Origin of the sequence: Sphingopyxis sp. TUF1, from assembly GCF_036687315.1 — a bacterium.
Lineage (GTDB): Bacteria > Pseudomonadota > Alphaproteobacteria > Sphingomonadales > Sphingomonadaceae > Sphingopyxis > Sphingopyxis kveilinensis.
In genome coordinates, this window is the sequence record NZ_CP144683.1 from 1,717,360 (window position 1) to 1,735,965 (window position 18,606).

Genomic DNA, 18,606 nt, shown 5'->3' on the forward strand with positions numbered 1-18,606 from the left:
GCGACAAGCCAGAAAAAGCATCGCGGCGTGCAAGCCGCGCTTCGTGCGTCAGGCCGCGCCGGTCGCTTTCGGGGTCGCGGCGTCGGCGCCCCATTCCAGCCAGCTACCGTCATAGACGGCGACATCGTCCTTGCCGAGCAGGTGCGCGCCGAAAGCGACGACGGTCGCCGTCATGCCGCTGCCGCAGGTTGCGACGAGCGGCTTGTCGAGGTCGATTCCGGCGGCGTCGAAAGCGGCCTTGAGTTCATCGCCGCGCTTCCACGTGCCGTCGGCGTTGAACAATTCGCTGTGCGGCAGGCTGCGCGAGCCAGGGATATGGCCAGGTGCGAGGCCGGGGCGCGGATCGCGCTCCTCGCCGGTGAAACGCGCCGCGGTGCGCGCATCGACGACCTGTTCGGCGCCGCTGTCGACGTTGGCGAGCATTTCTTCCTTGGTCCGCACCGCCTTGGCATCGCGCCACACAGTGAAGTGCCGGTGGCGCAGCGTCTGCTTGCCCATTTCGAGCGCGCGGCCTTCGGCCTTCCATTTGGCAAGCCCACCATCGAGCAGCGCGACGTCATGCGCACCGAACAATTTGAGCAACCACCAGGCGCGCGCCGCGCTCTTGAGCGGGCTGTCGTCGTACAGCACGATACGGCTACCGTCGCCGAGGCCAAGCGTTTGCATCCGGCTCGCGAATTTTTCGGCGGGCGGGGCCATATTGTCGATCGCGCTCGACGTGTCGGTCAGGTCCGCCAGATCCATGAACACCGCGCCGGGGATATGGCCCGCCTCATATTCGGCGCGCGCGTCGCGATCGGTCCCGAGGAATTTCGTCGCATCGACCACCCGAAGGTCCGATGCGCCCAGTTCGCGTTCCAGCCAGTCGGTTGAGACCAAGGCGTCCATGTCATGCTCCTGTTACGGCCGGTCGGGAACCTTTTGCCGGTCCCTCGCCCCGCCATCCTGCTGCGGCTTTGTTCCTGGGGCCGTCCAGCCTATGCCCCCACCTGTGCTTTTTCAAGCGGGCTCCGTCCTGCCCCAGCCTTTGTTGCGCTGCAACAGAAAAGCTGTCCGGTCGGTGCCTCAATGCGGCTATTGGCTGCGGCGGATCGCGGTTGGCCGGGCGGCGGGGCGATCGACCACATAGGCGGCGCGGTCGAGGGCAAGCGGTGCGAGCTTCTCATTCGCTCCCGGCCCCTGTTCGCGGCCGAGGACGAAGCTGCCGGCATTCTGGCCGAATGCGTCGCCGTCGCCGTCCCAGTGATAGGTGACGTCGATCGCCATCACCGGAACCAGCATCGGTTTGCCGCCGATCATCAGCGGTTCGATCGTCGCGCGCGGCAGCATCACCTCGGTCGACAACTCCTCGCCCGCGCCGGGCGCCAGCGCCATGTCGTCGCGCAGCACGCTGCCGCCTGCGCCGTCGAAGAAGCGGCCGAGCACGGGCTCGGTCATCGCCGATCCCTGATTCAACGCCAGCCGCACCATCAGGCCCGTCGCGGCGGCGGTGCCGTCGTTCCGCAGGTCGAGCGCGAAGCCCACCGCGACATGGTCGGCCGCAAAGCGGATCGAACGAATCGCGAGCGTCATCGTGACGAGCGCGCGGCTCTCGGCGGCCGGGCGCGTAACCAGCGGCGAAGCGGGGCGCGGTGCGGGCGCGGTGGGGGCAGGCGGCGCGGGCGGGCGCGGCGCCGCAGCTTTGGGAAGTGGCGACGGGGCGGGGCGCGGCGCGGGTGGCGGAGGCGCGGCTTTGGGAGCCTCGTCCAACGCGGGTCCAGCGGGTGCGGCGCGGCGGCGCCAATACCAGAGGCCTGCGCCAAGGGCCGCGAGCGCGGCCAGGGCCCATGCCCAAAGCGGCGTACCCGACGGTGCGTTCGCGCGCGTGGCGACGACCGGTGCCGCGTCGTCCGACTCGGACGCCGACATGTCGGGCGTGGTAGACAGAGCCGAATCGATCGATGGTGGCGCCGTCGCGTCTCCGGCTGCCATGGATTCCGCCGGTTGCGCGGCGGCAGGCGCTGCGTCGGTTTCCGTCGGCGCGGGGCGCCGTGCGGGCGCTGGTGCCGGGGTGGTTGTGGCATCGGGCTGGGTCGGGACGACGCGCGGCGGCGCGGCGGGCGACGTCGGCGCGGGTGTTGGCGCCGGGCTGGGCGTCGGCGTCGGCTGGCCGCGCCGCTCGCCCGGCGCGACCGGCGGCAGGCCGTTGTCGGAGGGGCCCTGCACCCCCGGCGCGCGCCCATCGTCTTCGGGCGGGAGGCGGAAATCAATCTGGCGTGGCGGGGTTTGCGTTGTGGTCCCGCTGTCCTGCGCATATGCAGACGTGCTCGCGGCGAGCATTGCCGCCGCCAGTGCGATCCGTGCCGCCCGATCCTGCCCAAAATTTCGCACGCTCATCTTGTCCGCGATCCCAAACTGCCATATCTCGGCCGCGCCGCTGAATTGGCGCTGAACCCCGTGGCCGTCATCCAAGTGCAATCCACCCGGATGACATCGACCGCGCTGCGCACTAGAGCCTTTCCATGACCGATTCCACCCCTACACCGCTCGCGCCGAAACATCTCGGCCAATCGAGCGAACTGCCTGCCTCGCCCGAGGCCGCCGTTCTCGACTATGTGCCCAATCCGCGCGCGGATGAGCTCTATCTCGTCCGCTTCGCCGCGCCCGAGTTTACCTCGCTCTGCCCGGTGACCGGCCAGCCCGATTTCGCGCATCTGGTGATCGACTATGCGCCCGGCAAGACGATCGTCGAATCGAAGAGCCTCAAGCTTTTTCTCGGCAGCTTTCGCAACCATGCGGGCTTTCACGAGGATTGCACCGTCGGTATCGGCCGCCGCCTCTTCGACGAGATGCAGCCCATATGGCTGCGCATCGGCGGTTACTGGTATCCGCGCGGCGGTATCCCGATCGATGTCTTTTGGCAGTCGGGGCCGCCGCCCGCGGGGCTGTGGCTCCCCGACCAGGGCGTCGCGCCCTATCGCGGACGCGGGTGAAGATTCATCTTTCCGTCACAATATATTGACACTAGTGTAAACGATATGAGCAGCGCTGCATTGCCCCACGATCACGGCATCAAGGTTGGGCCCGAAGTCATCGACTTCATGGGGCATGTCAACAACGCCCATTATTTGAGCTGGGTGCAGGAAGCGGTGCTGTCGCACTGGCGGCATATCGCTCCGCCCGATGCCGTCGCGGCGCACCTGTGGGTCGCGCTCAAGCATGAAATCACCTATCGCCGCCCCGCCTTCCTCGACGATCAGGTCATCGCGACGGTCATCCTCGAAAAGGTGCAGGGCGCGCGCGCCTTTTACGAAACGGTGATCCGGCGCGGCGAAGAAGTGCTGGCCGAGGTCAAGTCGAGCTGGTGCTGCATCGACGCCGAAACGCTGCGCCCCGCGCGCCTCGCGAGCGACGTGATCGCGCGCTTCTTTCCCGGCGACAGGGCATAGACGTAACCCCTGAACAGCTGCTCTCCGGTCGCGTCCCGGCGCGTCGGAAACAAATAAAAGACCGCCCGCCCCGTGGGGACGGACGGCCTTCTTATTGCCAGACGCAGGTCGTCAGAACCCTGACTTTGCCTCCGCCTTTTCCTTGAGCAGCGGCGCGATCTCGAACCCGTGCTTTTCGAGCGCGGCCACGATCTTGTCGGTGCCTTCCAGCCCCGCCCAGAACATCGGGCCGCCGCGATAGACCGGCCAGCCATAACCATAGATCCACACGACATCGATGTCCGACGCGCGCTGCGCCTTGCCTTCCGCCAGGATCAGCGCGCCTTCGTTGACCATCGGATACAGCGTGCGCTCGATGATCTCCTGGTCGGTAATCTCGCGTTTCTCAACTCCGGCCTTCGCGCGGAATTGTTCGATGATCTCGGCGACGCGCGCGCTTTCCGATGGTTTGCGCTTGTCGTCATAATCGTAAAAGCCCGCCTGCTTTTTCTGTCCCCAGCGGCCTTCGGCGCAAAGCGCGTCGCGGATGCTTTCGATGCGGTTGGGGTCGCGGTGCCAGCCGATGTCGACGCCGGCCAAATCGCTCATCTGGAATGGCCCCATCGGCATCCCGAATTCGACATGCACCTTGTCGACCTGCGCCGGGGTCGCGCCTTCGAGCAGCAGCTTCATCGCCTCCATCTGCCGCGGTTTCAGCATCCGGTTGCCGATAAAGCCGTCGCAGACGCCCGCGACGACGGCGACCTTGCCGATCTTTTTGCCGATCGCCATCGCCGTCGCCAGCGCGTCGGGCGCGGTCTTGTCGCCGCGCACGACTTCGAGCAGTTTCATGACATTGGCGGGCGAGAAGAAATGCATCCCCAGCACGTCGCCCGGGCGGCTCGTCGCGGTCGCGATCTCGTCGATGTCGAGATAGCTGGTGTTCGACGCGAGGATCGCGCCGGGCTTGGCGATCTTGTCGAGCTTGCCGAAAATGTCCTTCTTGACGTCCATATTCTCATAGACCGCCTCGATGATGAGGTCGCAGTCGGCGAGGTCCTCCAGGTTCAGTGTCGGCGTGATCAACCCCATCATTTGATCGACCTGCTCGGGCTTGAAGCGGCCCTTGGCGGCCGAGGCATCGTAATTCTTGCGCACGACGCCCAGCCCGCGGTCGAGCGCGTCCTGCTGCATTTCGACGATCGTGCAAGGAATGCTCTTTTGCAGGAAATTCATCATGATGCCGCCGCCCATCGTCCCGGCGCCGATGATGCCGACCTTCTTCACGTCGCGCAGCTGCGTGTCCTTGGGCAGGCCGTCGATCTTCGCTGCCTGACGCTCGGCGAAGAAGATATGGCGCTGTGCCGCCGACTGGCTGCCGAACATCAGCTTCATGAACTGTTCGCGCTCGAACGCCAGACCTTCCTCGAACGGCAGGCGCGTCGCGGCTTCGACACAGGCGAGATTGGCATAGGGTGCCTCGAAGCCGCGCCAACGCTTGGCATTGGCGGTCTTGAGCTGTTCGATCACCGCAACGTCGCCGAACACCGGGCGTTCGCGCGTCGGACGCGGGCCGTCGGCGATCTTCGCGCGGGCAAAGGCAACCGCATCGGCGGCCAGGCTGTCCTCGCCGGCCAGCGCATCGACCAGGCCCATTTCCTTCGCCTTGGTGGCGGGAACCGGATTGCCTAGCGAGGTCATCGTCGCGGCGGCTTCGACCCCGACGATGCGCGGCAGCCGCTGCGTGCCGCCCGCGCCGGGCAGCAGGCCAAGCTTCACCTCGGGCACGCCGAGCTTCGCCGACGGCACCGCGATGCGGTAATGACAGACGAGCGCGGTTTCGAGGCCGCCGCCGAGCGCCGTACCATGGATCGCCGCGACGACGGGCTTCGACGCCGCTTCGATGCTGTTCAGCACCGCATTGAAATCGGCACCGCGCGGCGGCTTGCCGAATTCGCTGATGTCGGCGCCCGCGATGAAGGTCGCGCCGGCGCAGCGCAGCACAATCGCCTTGACGCTATCGTCGGCGAGCGCGGCGGTGAAATGATCCTCCAGTCCCTGCCGGACGTGCCAGCTCAGTGCGTTCACCGGCGGATTGTTGACGATGATGACGGCAACCTCGCCATCCTTTTCCATCGTGACGGATACGGGGGTGTCTTCGGTCATGGGAGAACTCCTTCAAATAAGCCCGCTCGCATCGAGCGAAGTCGAGATGCCCCTCGGGCTAGGCGCCCGTTCGATGGGTGTCTCGACTTCGCTCGACACGAGCGGTGAGGTGGTGTTGCATCTTCAGTCATCAATCGCGGCGTGGATCAAGGTCTTGACCTCACGCCGCACGGGATAGGTGGAGGAGGGCATCAGCTGGGTCATGAAAACCATGCAGATTTCCTCGACCGGATCGACGAAGAAGCCGGTCGAAAACATGCCACCCCAGTAAAAATCGCCGACCGATCCGGGAATGCCCGCGCGCGCGGGGTCGAGCGTGACCGCAAAGCCGAGCCCGAAACCGACGCCGGCATTTTCGTCCTCGCTGAACAGGCCGACGCTGTGCTGCGTCAAATCGCCGCCGCCGGGCAGATGGTTCGACGTCATCAGATCGAGCGTCTTGCGGCTGATGATCCGGGTGTCGCCAAGCTTGCCACCGCCAAGCAGCATCAGGCAGAAACGGTGATAATCTTGGAGCGTCGAGGCAAGCCCGCCACCGCCCGAATGGAAGCTCCTCTCCTTCGCCCAGCGACTGCGCGCGCCTTCGTCAAAGCCCTGCATCTTCTCTTTCGGGTGAAAGGCATAGGCGTCGGCGAGCCGATGCTGCTGCTCGGCGGGCACCTTGAACCCGGTGTCGACCATAGCGAGCGGGCCAAAGATGCGCTCCTGCAACACCTCTGCGAACGGCTTGCCTTCGATCCGTTCGATCACCGCACCGAGCACGTCGGTCGCCATCGAATAATTCCAGTGCGCGCCCGGATCGAATTGCAACGGGATTATCGCGAGGTCGGCGATGAAGCTGTCCATCGTGTAATCGGCGTCGAAATCGTCGATTCGCGCCTTGCGATACGCGGCATCGACGGGTGTGCGCTCCTGAAACCCGTATGTCAGTCCCGACGTATGGCGCAGCAGGTCGACCATGCGGATCGGCTGTGCCGGGGGCCGCGTCAGGAATGGCACATTGCCGCCCCCTGCGACGAACACGCCGGTGCCCGTGAACTCGGGGCAGAACTTCACGAGCGGATCGGACAGCGCGACCTTGCCCTCCTCGACCAGCATCATGAAGGCGATGCTGGTGATCGGCTTGGTCATGCTCGCGATACGAAAGATCGCATCGTCCTTCAGCGCATCGCCCGGCCGCGCATCGCCGATGACGGACTGGTGCGCGATCTCGCCGCGCCGCGACACGAGCGTCGCGGCGTGCGGCAGGCGGCCGGTGCCGACATATTTGGCCTCAAGAAAGGCGGGAATGCGGCCCAGCCGCGCCGTGTCGAAACCGTGACCCATATCTATCCTGTCAATGCGATGTCTGGCCAAGCAGCTGGCGCGTCACCGGATGCGAACTGGTGAGCCCGCCGTCAACCGCGATCGCCTGCCCGTTGACGTAACTTGCCTGATCGCTCGCGAGGAAGAGCGCGACATTGGCCAGCTCCTCGGGCTGCGCTGCGCGCTTGAGCGGATTGAGCTGGCCCAGCTTGTGCGTGACTTCCTTGGCCTTGGCATAGTCGAACGTCGGCTTGGTCATCCCCGTTTCGGTGAGGCCGGGGCAGATCGCGTTGACGCGCACGCCGCTCGTCGACAGCTGCTGCGCCGCGACCTTGGCGAGGTTGATGACGCCTGCCTTCGATGCCGAGTAAGCGCCCGGACCCGCGCCCGAATTGATCCCCGCGACGCTCGCGGTCAGCACGATCGCACCGCCGCGGCCCTGATCGACCATCGCCTTGCCAGCGTGCTTCACCATCAGCGCTGGGCCGATCAGGTTGACGCGCAGCGTCTCGGCCCATGCGGCGGGGTCGAAATCGAAGATGCCGCCCATGTCGCCGATGATCCCGGCATTGGCGAAGGCGACATCGAGGCCGCCAAAGCTGTCCTTGGCGGTCGCAACGAGCTTCGCGACATCGGCTTCGACGCCCGCGTCGATTTCCAGCGCGACGGCCTCGCCGCCTGCATCCTTCACCATTTGCGCGGTCTCGTGGACCGCCGCCGTCTTGTCGCCGAGCACCAGCTTCGCGCCCTCGGCGGCAAAGCGCAGCGCGCTCGCGCGACCGATGCCGCTGCCCGCGCCCGTGATGATCGCAACCTTGCCGTCCAATGCGCCCATTATCCGCCTCCCGAAATCGTGGCTCCGCCATCGCACACGATGGTCTGGCCGGTGGTGAATGCTCCCGCCTTGCTGGCAAGGAAAACCGCGGCGCCCGCAATCTCGTGCGGCTCGCCGATGCGCTTCAGGGTCGAGGCCGCGGTCGAGCGCCGCAGATTTTCTTCATTTTCCCACAGGGCGCGCGCCATGTCGGTGCGGATCAGCCCGGGTGCGATGCAGTTGACGCGCACGCCCTTCGGCCCGAACTCGACCGAAAAATTGCGCGCGACCTGCATGTCGGCGGCCTTCGAAATCCCGTAAGCGCCGATGATCGGCGACCCTTTCAGTCCGCCGATCGAGCTGATGATCGTGATCGACCCTTCGCCGCGGTCGAGCATTTCGGGCGCGACCATCGAAATCAGCCAGTGGTTGGACAGGATATTATTGTCCATGATCTTGCGGAACTGCTCGTCGCTGATCCCCAGGCCGGGGCCATAATAGGGATTCGACGCCGCGTTGCAGACGAGCGCGGTGATTTTCCCGAACGCGCGCCGCGTTTTGTTGACGAGGTTCTGGAGGTCCTCCTTCGACGAGATATTGGCGGGGACCGCAATCGCGGTGCCCTCGCCGAACTTCGCGTTGATTTCCGCCGCGGTCGCGTCGCAGGCATCCTGCTTGCGGCTCGAAATCACGACCTTCGCGCCCTGTTCGGCCATCGCCTCCGCCGTCGCCTTGCCGATGCCGCGCGACGATCCGGTGATCAGCGCGACCTGGCCGGTCATGTCGAACAGGCTCATGCGCCGGCCTTTCGTGCAAAGTCCCACGCTTTTTCGGCGAGCGGGCGGACGCGCTCGGACATATCCTTCGCGTGCTGTGACGAAGCCGTCCCCTCGATCACGCGTTTCTTGATACCCTGGATGATGCCTGCGAGGCGGAAGAAGTTATAAGCGAAATACCAATTCATGTCGGGCACACCGTCGCGGCCGGTGGCGGCGCAATAGCGTTCGACCATTTCGTCGAGTTCGGGAATCCCCAGCGCCTTGCGGTCGATATCCTCGACCCCCGAGCGCCCGCCATTCTCGGTGACCCACGCCATCGCGACATAGGTGAAATCGGCGAGCGGATCGCCCAGGGTGGACAGCTCCCAATCGAGGACCGCCAGAACCTGCGGCCGGTCCTTGGCAAAGATCATATTGTCGATGCGATAATCGCCATGGACGACGCTGGTGCGCGTCTGCTCGGGCAACGTCGCTGGCAGCCACGCGATTAACTGCTCCATCTCGTCCATTGTTTCGGTTTCGGAGAGGCGATATTGCTTGGTCCAGCGATCGACCTGGCGCCCGAAATAATTGCCGGGCTTGCCGAAATCGGCCAGCCCCGCCGCCTCGACGTCGACCTCGTGCAGCGCGGCGAGCGTGTCGATCATTGCCTCATAGGTCGCGCGGCGGTTTTCCGGCGTCGATCCGGGCATCGATCCGTCCCAGATTGTGTGACCATCGACCATGGACATGACGTAGAACCAGCTGCCGACCACCTCGTCGTCGGTGCAAAGCCCATATTGGCGCGCCACCGGAAAGCCCATCTTATGAAGCCCCGCCTGGACCTTATATTCGCGGTCGACCGCATGTGCCGACGGGAGCAGCGGGCCGAAGGGTTTGCGGCGCAGAACGTAATTTCCCGACGGCGCGGAAATCTTGTACGTCGGGTTCGACTGACCGCCGGCGAACTTGCTCTGCGTCAGCGGGCCCTTGAAGCCCTCGACATTGGCCTCCATCCACGCGGTCAGCTTCGCCTCGTCGAGCAGATCGGCGCCCGCGGGCGCGACGGTGCCGCTGAACGCCTTTTGCGCGTCGAGCGTCATTGGTCGAACACGATCACCGACCGTGCGGCGTCGCCCTTTTTCATCTTGTCGAACCCTTCATTGATGCGTTCCAGTGGGATTGTCTCGGCGACGATCGAGTCGAGGTCGAGCAGGCCGCGCAGGTAAAAATCGACGAGCCGCGGAATGTCGACCGGGAAACGATTGCCGCCCATGATCGCGCCCTGCAATTTCTTGCCCGAGAGCAGGTCCATCGCGCCAAGCCCGACCTTTTCGGTCAGTGGCATCATGCCCAGAATCGTCGCGGTGCCGCCACGGCGCAGCGACGCAACCGCGAGGCTCGCCGACGCCGGACGCCCCACGGCCTCGATCGCATGGTCGACGCCGCCCTTCGAAATTTCGAGAATCTGCTTTGCGGCATTGGCGTCCATCGCATCGACGACATCGGTCGCGCCCAGCTTCATCGCCAACGCGCGCTTTTCCGGCACCGGATCCGCCGCGATGATCCGCCCCGCGCCCGCGATCTTTGCAGCGTTGATCGTCGCCAGACCCACGCCGCCGCAGCCGACAACCGCGACCGTTTCGCCCGGCGTCACCTTGCACGCGTTGAAGATCGTCCCCGCGCCCGTTGTCACCGCGCAGCCGATCACCGCCGCGCGGTCGAGCGGCATGTCGGGGTTGATCGCGACGCACGCATGCTCGTGGACCAGCATTACCTCCGAAAAGGCGCTGAGGTTGAGCATCTGGTTCACCGGCGACCCGTCGGGGCGCGTGATGCGCGGCGCCGACCCCGCCGGCCGCCGCGTATCGCCGCCCATGCACAGCGACATGCGCCCGGTGACGCAAAATTCGCAGTGGCCGCAGAAGGCCGACAGACAGGTAACCACCGCGTCGCCGACCTTGACCGTGCGCACTTCGCTGCCGACCGCCTCGACGATGCCCGCGGCTTCATGGCCGGGGATCGCGGGCAGCGGATGCGGATAGGCGCCGTCGATGAAATGCAGGTCCGAATGGCACAGCCCGCACGCCGCGGTGCGGATGCGCACCTCGTGCGGGCCGGGCTTGTCGATAACGACATCCTCGATGACGAGCGGCTTTCCCGGCTCGATCAGGATCGCGGCTTTGGTCATAATATTTCCCTCAAAGCCGTTCGTGCTGAGCTTGTCGAAGCACCGTTCTTTCTTCTTCGGTCGTCAAAGACAAGAACGGCCCTTCGACAGGTTCAGGGCGAACGGCGACTGTTAACGCGAAATCCCGATATCGCCCGACGAAAAGCCGGGATCGGCCGCGGGCGAATGTTTCGCAAACTCGATCCGCGCGATTGCGCGTGCGTGCACCTCGTCGGGACCGTCGGCGATGCGCAGCGTGCGCTGGTGGGCATAGGCCTTGGCCAGCCCGAAATCCTCGCTGACGCCGCCCGCGCCATGCGCCTGGATCGCATCGTCGATGATTTGCAGCGCCATGGTCGGCGCCTGCACCTTGATCATCGCGATCTCGGCCGCGGCCGACTTGTTGCCGATCTTGTCCATCATGTCGGCGGCCTTCAGGCACAAAAGGCGCGTCATTTCGATGTCGATCCGCGCGCGTGCGATCCGCTGTTCCCAGATGCTGTGCTCGGCGATCGTCTTGCCGAAGGCAACGCGCGACTGGAGCCGCTTGCACATTTTTTCCAGCGCCTCTTCGGCGACGCCGATTGTACGCATGCAGTGATGGATACGCCCCGGCCCGAGGCGCCCCTGCGCGATCTCGAACCCGCGCCCTTCGCCGAGCAGCATCGCCTCCTCGGCATTGACGCGTACATCCCTCATCTCGATTTCCATATGGCCGTGCGGCGCATCGTCGTAACCGAAAACAGGCAGGTGGCGCTTAATATTGATCCCTGGCGCGTCGAGCGGCACGACCAGCATCGACTGCTGCGCGTGACGCTTGGCGCCGAAATCGGTCTTGCCCATCACGATCGCTACCGAGCAGCGCGGATCGCCCGCGCCCGACGACCACCATTTGGTGCCGTTGATGACATAGTCGCTGCCGTCGCGCTCGATCCGCGTCTCGATATTCGTCGCGTCGGACGAGGCAACCTGCGGCTCGGTCATCAGAAAGGCCGAGCGGATTTCGCCATTCATCAGCGGCTTCAGATATTTGTCCTTCTGCGCGCGCGTGCCATAACGGTGGAACACTTCCATATTGCCGGTGTCGGGCGCCGAGCAGTTGAAGACCTCGCTCGCAAAGCCGATGCGCCCCATCTCCTCGGCGCAGAGCGCATATTCAAGGTTGGTGAGGCCGGGCCCTTCGAACTCGAACGTCTCGTCGACATGATGGTGCGCGGCGCTGCGCGGCGGCATGAACAGGTTCCAGATGCCCGCGGCTTTCGCCTCGGCCTTCAAATCCTCGACGACCTGGATGACCTTCCAGCGCTCGCCCTCAGCATCCTGTTCATAATAGGTCGGCACCGCCGGGCGCACCTTGCGTTCGATGAACTCGCGCACGCGGCCCTGCCAATGCTTCTGCCGTTCGGTGAGATCGAAATCCATCGCGCTATCCTTCCCTTTACGTTTACGTAAACCCTTGGACCGATTCGGCGGCCTTGCCAAGTCCTGCGGTCCGAAAATTACCTCATTTGGTCACGCCGCGCAGTTTTCGCTCACGGATGCGCCCCGCTTGCATCGGGTTCGGCGCGTGCCGCGTCGCTCAATATCGCAAGCCGCGCTTCATGGTCGGCGCGCGAAATGGGAAAGCGGCGCATCACGATCAGCCCCAGCGTCCCGATGACGAGGATCGCGAGCGCATAGCCGAGCGCGAGGTTGCCGAGCACATCGCTGCCCACCTCACCCGGCTTCGCATTCGCCGGAAAGGCCGCGAGCGACAGGATCAGCCCCGCGACAAAGATGCCGATGCCCGTCGCGCATTTCTGCATGAAGAAATAGCCCGCGAAGAACAGTCCTTCGGACCGCCGCCCGGTTTCGCTCTGCGATGCCTCGACGACATCGGCCATCATCGACGACGACAGGATCATCAGGATGATCGAAAACGTATTGCTGACGAACACCAGCGCGAACATCGCCGCGACGCTGGGCTTGCCGGGCAGGCCAGGGAAAATGCCCTGGATATAGGCGAAATAGATGCCGCTGTTGACGAGCAGCGCGACCGCGCCGGCAAAGATCGCGCCGTCGCGCTTGCCGAGCCGCGCCGAGATCGGCGCAACCAGAATGAACGCCGCAATCATCGTCGCAAAGAGCAGGAAGACATAAGCGACCATCTCGCTCTGCGTGAACTGCCAGAAAAAGCCGAGCAGATAATTGTTCATCGAAAATGTGATGCCCTGATTGACGAAGCCGAACAGCGCCGCGAAGATCAGCCACAGAAAGGCGCGGTTCGACAGCGTGTCGCGCATTTCGCCGAGCACCTGCCGCAGCGTTGTTCTGGGTTTGACGTCGGCGACGTTCGACACCGCGATGCGCTTGTGCTGCCCCGCCGCGGACAGCATCACCGCCCCCGCCATGAGCAGCGCGCCGGTCAGCGCATAGGGGAAATAGCCGTCGGGATCGACGAGCCCCTTCGCGCCGCCGAAAAAGACCCCGTAAGCGAGCAGCAGGATCAGCAGCCCGCCGCCCCAGCCGAACAGGAAGCGGTAGCGCATCACCGCGGTGCGCTCGTCATAATCGGCGGTGAGCTCGGGGACGATCGCGACCGACGGCACTTCGCACATCGACACGAGCGAGCGCACGATGATCGCAAAACCGATCAGCCAGGCGACGGTCATCGTGTCGCTCATTTCGGGCGGGTTCCACAGCAGCATCCACATGATCGCCAGCGGAATCGGCGCACCGTAGAGCCAGGGCAGGCGGCGGCCCCAGCGGCTGCGCGTGCGGTCGGTCAGCTCGCCGATCACCGGGTCGACAAAGGCGTCGGCGATCAGCGCGACCATGATTGCGGCGCCGACGATCCCCGCGTCGAGCCCGATCACCTGATTGTAGAACAGCAGCAGGAAGGTCGAAAAGCCGTTGTCCTTGACGCCATAGGCGATGCTGCCCAGCCCGTGCATGGCCTTCAGCCAGACGGGCAGGCGTTCGGGACGCGGAACTGCCGCGCTGGCCGCGTTCACGCTCCGGCCCCGGCCTTGGCGGCCTCCTCCATCGCCGCCAGCGCGTCGAACATTCCCGGCGTTTCGGGATCCCATGCGTGGCGCTGACCGATGGTCAGCCCGCCGTCGACGAGCAGGTGCGTGCCGGTCATGAAGCTCGACTCGTCGCTCGCGAGATAGGCGACGGCATTGGCAATATCCTCGGGCTGGCCGCCGCGCGCGACGGGCTGCGCCTGCGCGCTCATCCCGGCGATGATCGCGTTCGCCTCTGCCTTCATCGCTTCGGGCACGTCGAGCGACGCGGCAAAGATGTTGGTGTTGATAAAGCCGGGGCAGATGGCGTTGACGCGGATGCCATAGCGCGCGAGGTCGGTCGCCGCGACTTTGCTGAGGTGCAGCACGCCCGCCTTGGCCACCGCATAGGCGATCGGCGAATAGCCCGCGCCCAGCGCCGCGACGCTCGCCGTGTTGACGATGCTGGCGCCTTTGCGGCCCTTCATATGCGGTGCGGCATAACGGATGCCCATCGCGACCGATTTCAGCACGAGGTCCATCGTCCGGTCCCAGCCTTCGGGCGTAATCTCGTCGATCGGCGCGCGGTCGCCGCCCGCGGCGGCATTGTTGAACACGATGTCGATGCCGCCGCCCTTCGCCGCCGCTTCGTTCATCAATGCTTCGATGTCGGCGGGCACGGTTACGTCGCAGCGGACGAAATCGATCTTGCCGTTCGATGCTTCGGCGAGCGCGCGTCCGCCCGCTTCGTCGATGTCGGCGGCAAAGACATGCGCGCCTTCGCCCGCCAGCTTCAGCACCGCCGCCTTGCCGATTCCCGACGCGGCACCCGTGACGACGGCAATCTTGCCCGCGAATCGCATCACCCATTCTCCCGTTTTCTTTTGCCACTTAGCTTAGGCGCCAAAGGACACGCGTCAACGGCGGTCAATCCGACGCTACGGCGCCGTAACGGCAGGTGCGCACCTCCAAGTTGACGCTTGCGTAAAGCGGCCAAGCGGACGTAGGTTTGCGGGCAGAAGAGGAGCCAAAAGGATGAGCGAACTGGACGCTTTCCGCACCGAGGTGCGCGAATGGCTGGAGGCCAATTGTCCCCCCGAAATGCGCGAGCCGATCCGCGACGAGGACGACGTCTGCTGGGGCGGGCGCAAATGGGTGTTCAAGAATGACGCGCAAAAGGCCTGGCTCGAAGCCTGCGTGTCCAAGGGCTATACCGTTCCCGACTGGCCCAAGGCCTATGGCGGCGCCGGCCTGACCCCCGAACAGACCAAGATCCTCAAACAGGAAATGAAGCGCATCAAGGCGCGTTCGCCGCTCGACAGCTTCGGCATCTGGATGCTCGGCCCCGCGCTGCTGCAATTCGGCACCGAGGAACAGAAGGTCCATTATCTGAACCAGATCGCGCGTGGCGAAATCCGCTGGTGCCAGGGTTATAGCGAACCCGGATCGGGCAGCGACCTCGTCAGTTTGCAAACCTTCGGCGAAGACAAGGGCGACCATTGGGTCGTCAACGGGTCGAAAATCTGGACCAGCTACGCCGACAAGGCCGACTGGATCTTCTGCCTCGTGCGCACCGACAAGGCGAACAAATATCAGGGCATCACCTTCATGCTCTTCGACATGGAGAGCCCCGGCGTCACCACCAAGCCGATCCTGCTGATTTCGGGCAATTCGCCCTTCTGCGAAACCTTCTTCGACGATGTGAAGGTGCCCAAGACGCAGTTCATCGGCGAGATCAACCGCGGCTGGGACGTCGCCAAATATCTGCTCGGCCACGAACGCGAGATGATCTCGGGCGGCGGCGCGGGCGGCGACATGGTCAGCATCGGCGGCGCCTTTGCCAAGGTGTTCGGCAAGAATGCCGCGGGCGAACTCGACGATCCGATCCTGCGCGCGGAAATGGCGGCCTTCGATACCGACGTCTTTGCCTATCGCGCGATGGGCGAGCGGTTCATGGACATGTGGAAAACCGGCCGCGCGCATCCGGCGTCGTCGAACATGATGAAATATGTCGGCACCGAACTCAACAAGCGCCGCCACGAACTGGTGATGTCGGGCGGCGGCAGCGACGCGCTCGAATGGGACAGCGAAGAAAGCAAGGGCGGCGCCCGCGCGCGCAGCTGGCTTCGCACCAAGGCCAATTCGATCGAAGGCGGGACGAGCGAAGTCATGCTCAATGTCATCGCCAAGCGTATCCTCGATCTGCCCGGAGCCTGACCCATGCCCTTGTACCACAATGACGACCAGACGATGCTCAAGGACAGCGTCGCGCCCTTCGTCGCCGAACAGGCGCCGGTGTCGCATCTGCGTAAACTCCGCGACAGTGCCGACGCCACCGGCTTCTCGCGCGACCTCTGGGCGCAGTTTACCGAAATGGGCCTGCCCGGAATGCTCGTTCCCGAGGCGCACGGCGGGCTCGGCATGGGGCATATCGAGGCAGGGATCGTGCTCGAGGAAATCGGCCGCAACCTGACCCCGTCGCCGTTTCTCGCGACCAGCGTCGGCGCGGTCGCCGCGCTGGCCAAGGCGGGCGGGACGCAGGCGGGTCGCTGGCTCCCCGCGATCGCATCGGGCGAGGCAATCATCGCGCTCGCGATCGACGAGGGCGCGAAGCACCGCCCCGATCGCATCGCCACCACCGCGACGCGCGCCGGGAATGGCTTCCGCCTCGACGGCAAGAAAAGCTTCGTCCTCCACGGTCATGTCGCCGACATGAGCATTGTCGCGGCGAAAACCGACGGCGGCATCACTTTGTTCGCGGTGCCGAAGGATGCGAAAGGGGTCTCCGCCGATCCGCGCCGCCTGGTCGACTCCAGCCTTGCGAGCCACGTCACCCTCGACGGGGTCGAGGTCGATGCCGACGCGGTCATCGGCGAGGTCGATGCGGGCGGCGAAATCCTCGACGCGCTGCTCGCCGCCACCCGCACCGGTGCCGCCGCCGAAATGGTCGGCGTCGGGCAGGGCGCGATGGACATGACTGTCACCTACCTCAAGGAACGGAAGCAGTTCGGCAAGCTGATCGGCGAGTTCCAGGGGCTCCAGCACCGCGCCGCGCATCTCTATGGCGAAATGGAAGTCGCGCGCGCCACGGTGATGAAGGCGCAGCAGCTGCTCGACGAGGGCAGCGAAGGGGCGAAGCTGATGGTCTCGGTCGCCAAGGCCAAGGCCGGGCGTGCCGCCAATCTCGCGGTGCGCGAGGGTGTGCAGATGCACGGCGGCATCGGCATGACCGACGAATATGACATCGGCCTCTACATGAAACGCGACCGCGCGCTCGCCGAATATATGGGCGACGTGCATTATCACATCGACCAAGTGGCGCGGATGAACGGCTACTAATCTTATCCCCTCCCGCTTGCGGGAGGGGCAGCGAGACTTGCGAGCTTGCTCGCTAGTCGCAGCGGGGAGGGCATCGAGAGCCCACATGCCCCACCCCAACCCTCCCCTGAAGGGGAGGGAGCAAAAAGGATAAGACAATGAACCTCCAAAACATGTTCGGCCTCGACGGCCGCATCGCGCTCGTCACCGGCGGCTCGCGCGGCATCGGCAAGATGATCGTCGAGGGCTATCTCGCCGCGGGCTGTGCGCGGGTGTACATTTCCGCGCGCAAGACCGCGCAGATCGAGGAAGCCGTCGCCGATTTCGAAACGCGCTATCCCGGCAAGGTCATCGGGCTTCCGGTCGATCTCGCCACGGTCGAAGGCTGCCGCGCGCTCGCCAAGGAACTCGAAGCGCGCGAGGAACGCCTCGACATCCTCGTCAACAACGCCGGCGCGGCGTGGGGCGAACCCTTCGAGGGTTTCCCTGAGGCCGGCTGGGACAAGGTGATGGACATCAACGTCAAATCGCCCTTCTTCCTGACGCAGGCGCTCCACGGGCTGCTCAAGGCCGGCGGCACCGCCGATCGCCCGGCAAAGGTCATCAACATCGGCTCGATCGACGGCATGCGCCTCAATCCGTGGGAAACTTACAGCTACCACGCGTCGAAGGCGGCGATCCTCTACCTCACCAAGCGCATGGCCGCGCGGCTCGTCACCGATCATATCCTCGTCACCGCGATCGCGCCGGGCGCCTTCCAGTCAGACATGAACAAGGCCGCGCGCGACCATGGCGATGCGGTCGCCAAGAGCATTCCGGTGAAGCGCATCGGCGTGCCCGAGGACATGGCCGGCGCCGCGATCTTCCTCGCGTCGAAGGCGGGCGACTATGTCGTCGGCGACACGATTACCGTCGATGGCGGGCTCGTCCACGGCGATCTGAAGACCAGCATCGACGCCTGACACGACCTTCTTTTCATCGTCACCCCGGACTTGATCCGGGGTCCGCGACCGCGCGGGCGGAATGGATGCCGGATCAAGTCCGGCATGACGATGCAGGGAAATTGACTCTTCAACTCCTTGGTGTATTATATCAATAATGCACCAAGGAGATAGTCCATGCGTCTTGCCGTCCTCATTCTCCCGATGATGCTCCTCGCCGCCTGCGGATCAGAGGAGAAGAAAGCCGATGACAGCACCGAAATCGCGATCAACGCGGGCGACGAAGGCGGCGGAATCCAGATCAAGTCGGGCGCCGACGGTGGCAAGCTGAAGATCGACGCCGACGGCGTCAATATCGGGCTCGACATCCCCGATGTCGGCGATCTCGATATTGGCCAGGATTTCGACATCGACGGGGTCGGGCTTTATCCCGGCAGCAAGATCACCAGCATGGACATCGACGCGAGCGACAAAAACGGGTCGGACAAAGCCACCGCGAAATTCGGCTTCACCGCACCCGCTGCGCCGGCGATCGCCGCCGACTGGATGGCCGGCGAATTCGCGAAAAAGGGCATCAAAATCACGCGCAGCGGCGACGCGCTGGCGGGCACGGCCAAGGATGGCGATGATTTCACCATCCGTTTCAGCCCCGACGGCGAGGCTGCGAAGGGCGAAGTGTTAATAACTGAGGGCTGAGGGCCAGCCCAAGCCCACCTCCGTTTGTGTCGAGCGAAGTCGAGACA

At 64.8% G+C, this 18,606-nt stretch carries 17 protein-coding genes; 6 read left to right on the forward strand and 11 right to left on the reverse strand.

What is annotated here, in order from left to right; translation table 11 throughout:
* Positions 1-48: 48 nt before the first annotated feature.
* The gene (gene sseA / locus VSX77_RS08275) at positions 49-888 is read right to left on the reverse strand and encodes a 3-mercaptopyruvate sulfurtransferase (RefSeq protein WP_338427162.1); all 840 of its coding nucleotides are present in this window, start codon (positions 886-888) and stop codon (positions 49-51) included.
* Between the two features lie 186 nt (positions 889-1,074).
* Positions 1,075-2,451, reverse strand: a complete 1,377-nt coding sequence (locus VSX77_RS08280) for a hypothetical protein (protein ID WP_338427163.1) — start codon at positions 2,449-2,451, stop codon at positions 1,075-1,077.
* A 50-nt stretch (positions 2,452-2,501) separates the two neighbouring features.
* On the opposite strand from VSX77_RS08280, the gene queF reads away from it, so the two are divergent.
* The gene (gene queF / locus VSX77_RS08285; RefSeq protein ID WP_338427164.1) at positions 2,502-2,972 is read left to right on the forward strand and encodes a preQ(1) synthase; all 471 of its coding nucleotides are present in this window, start codon (positions 2,502-2,504) and stop codon (positions 2,970-2,972) included.
* 45 nt (positions 2,973-3,017) lie between these two features.
* The gene (locus VSX77_RS08290; protein WP_338427165.1) at positions 3,018-3,428 is read left to right on the forward strand and encodes an acyl-CoA thioesterase; all 411 of its coding nucleotides are present in this window, start codon (positions 3,018-3,020) and stop codon (positions 3,426-3,428) included.
* A 111-nt stretch (positions 3,429-3,539) separates the two neighbouring features.
* On the opposite strand, the gene VSX77_RS08295 is transcribed toward VSX77_RS08290, so the two are convergent.
* The 9 genes from VSX77_RS08295 to VSX77_RS08335 all read right to left on the reverse strand — a co-directional run bounded on the left by VSX77_RS08295 (position 3,540) and on the right by VSX77_RS08335 (position 14,467).
* Entirely contained in the window at positions 3,540-5,573 is a 2,034-nt protein-coding gene (locus VSX77_RS08295) for a 3-hydroxyacyl-CoA dehydrogenase NAD-binding domain-containing protein (RefSeq protein WP_338427166.1), read from the reverse strand.
* A gap of 123 nt (positions 5,574-5,696) precedes the next feature.
* Positions 5,697-6,899 carry a serine hydrolase domain-containing protein gene (locus VSX77_RS08300; protein ID WP_338427167.1) on the reverse strand — a complete coding sequence of 401 codons (1,203 nt, stop codon included), beginning with the start codon at positions 6,897-6,899 and terminating at the stop codon, positions 5,697-5,699.
* Positions 6,900-6,909: 10 nt separating this feature from the next.
* Positions 6,910-7,713, reverse strand: a complete 804-nt coding sequence (locus VSX77_RS08305) for an SDR family NAD(P)-dependent oxidoreductase (RefSeq protein WP_338427168.1) — start codon at positions 7,711-7,713, stop codon at positions 6,910-6,912.
* A complete protein-coding gene (locus VSX77_RS08310) occupies positions 7,713-8,489 on the reverse strand; it encodes an SDR family NAD(P)-dependent oxidoreductase (protein WP_338427169.1) in 777 nt (258 codons plus the stop codon). Before VSX77_RS08310 ends, VSX77_RS08305 begins: the two co-directional genes overlap by 1 nt.
* Positions 8,486-9,553 (reverse strand): phosphotransferase family protein, encoded by a 1,068-nt coding sequence (locus tag VSX77_RS08315; RefSeq protein WP_338427170.1) that lies wholly within the window; start codon positions 9,551-9,553, stop codon positions 8,486-8,488. The genes VSX77_RS08310 and VSX77_RS08315 overlap by 4 nt, the downstream gene beginning before the upstream one ends.
* Entirely contained in the window at positions 9,550-10,641 is a 1,092-nt protein-coding gene (locus tag VSX77_RS08320; RefSeq protein WP_338427171.1) for a Zn-dependent alcohol dehydrogenase, read from the reverse strand. Before VSX77_RS08320 ends, VSX77_RS08315 begins: the two co-directional genes overlap by 4 nt.
* Positions 10,642-10,752: 111 nt before the next feature.
* Positions 10,753-12,042 (reverse strand): acyl-CoA dehydrogenase family protein, encoded by a 1,290-nt coding sequence (locus VSX77_RS08325; protein ID WP_338427172.1) that lies wholly within the window; start codon positions 12,040-12,042, stop codon positions 10,753-10,755.
* A gap of 110 nt (positions 12,043-12,152) precedes the next feature.
* The gene (locus VSX77_RS08330) at positions 12,153-13,613 is read right to left on the reverse strand and encodes an MFS transporter (protein WP_338427173.1); all 1,461 of its coding nucleotides are present in this window, start codon (positions 13,611-13,613) and stop codon (positions 12,153-12,155) included.
* Positions 13,610-14,467, reverse strand: a complete 858-nt coding sequence (locus VSX77_RS08335) for an SDR family NAD(P)-dependent oxidoreductase (RefSeq protein WP_338427242.1) — start codon at positions 14,465-14,467, stop codon at positions 13,610-13,612. The genes VSX77_RS08330 and VSX77_RS08335 overlap by 4 nt, the downstream gene beginning before the upstream one ends.
* A 172-nt stretch (positions 14,468-14,639) precedes the next feature.
* Here VSX77_RS08335 and VSX77_RS08340 point away from each other — a divergent pair, with 172 nt between their 5' ends.
* From VSX77_RS08340 to VSX77_RS08355, 4 genes are all read left to right on the forward strand, one after another.
* Positions 14,640-15,821 carry an acyl-CoA dehydrogenase family protein gene (locus VSX77_RS08340; protein ID WP_338427174.1) on the forward strand — a complete coding sequence of 394 codons (1,182 nt, stop codon included), beginning with the start codon at positions 14,640-14,642 and terminating at the stop codon, positions 15,819-15,821.
* A 3-nt stretch (positions 15,822-15,824) separates the two neighbouring features.
* Positions 15,825-16,943, forward strand: coding sequence for an acyl-CoA dehydrogenase family protein (locus tag VSX77_RS08345; protein WP_338427175.1), 1,119 nt, complete (start codon positions 15,825-15,827; stop codon positions 16,941-16,943).
* A gap of 137 nt (positions 16,944-17,080) precedes the next feature.
* Positions 17,081-17,884, forward strand: coding sequence for an SDR family oxidoreductase (locus VSX77_RS08350; protein WP_338427176.1), 804 nt, complete (start codon positions 17,081-17,083; stop codon positions 17,882-17,884).
* Between the two features lie 156 nt (positions 17,885-18,040).
* Positions 18,041-18,559 (forward strand): hypothetical protein, encoded by a 519-nt coding sequence (locus VSX77_RS08355; protein ID WP_338427177.1) that lies wholly within the window; start codon positions 18,041-18,043, stop codon positions 18,557-18,559.
* Positions 18,560-18,606: the final 47 nt, after the last annotated feature.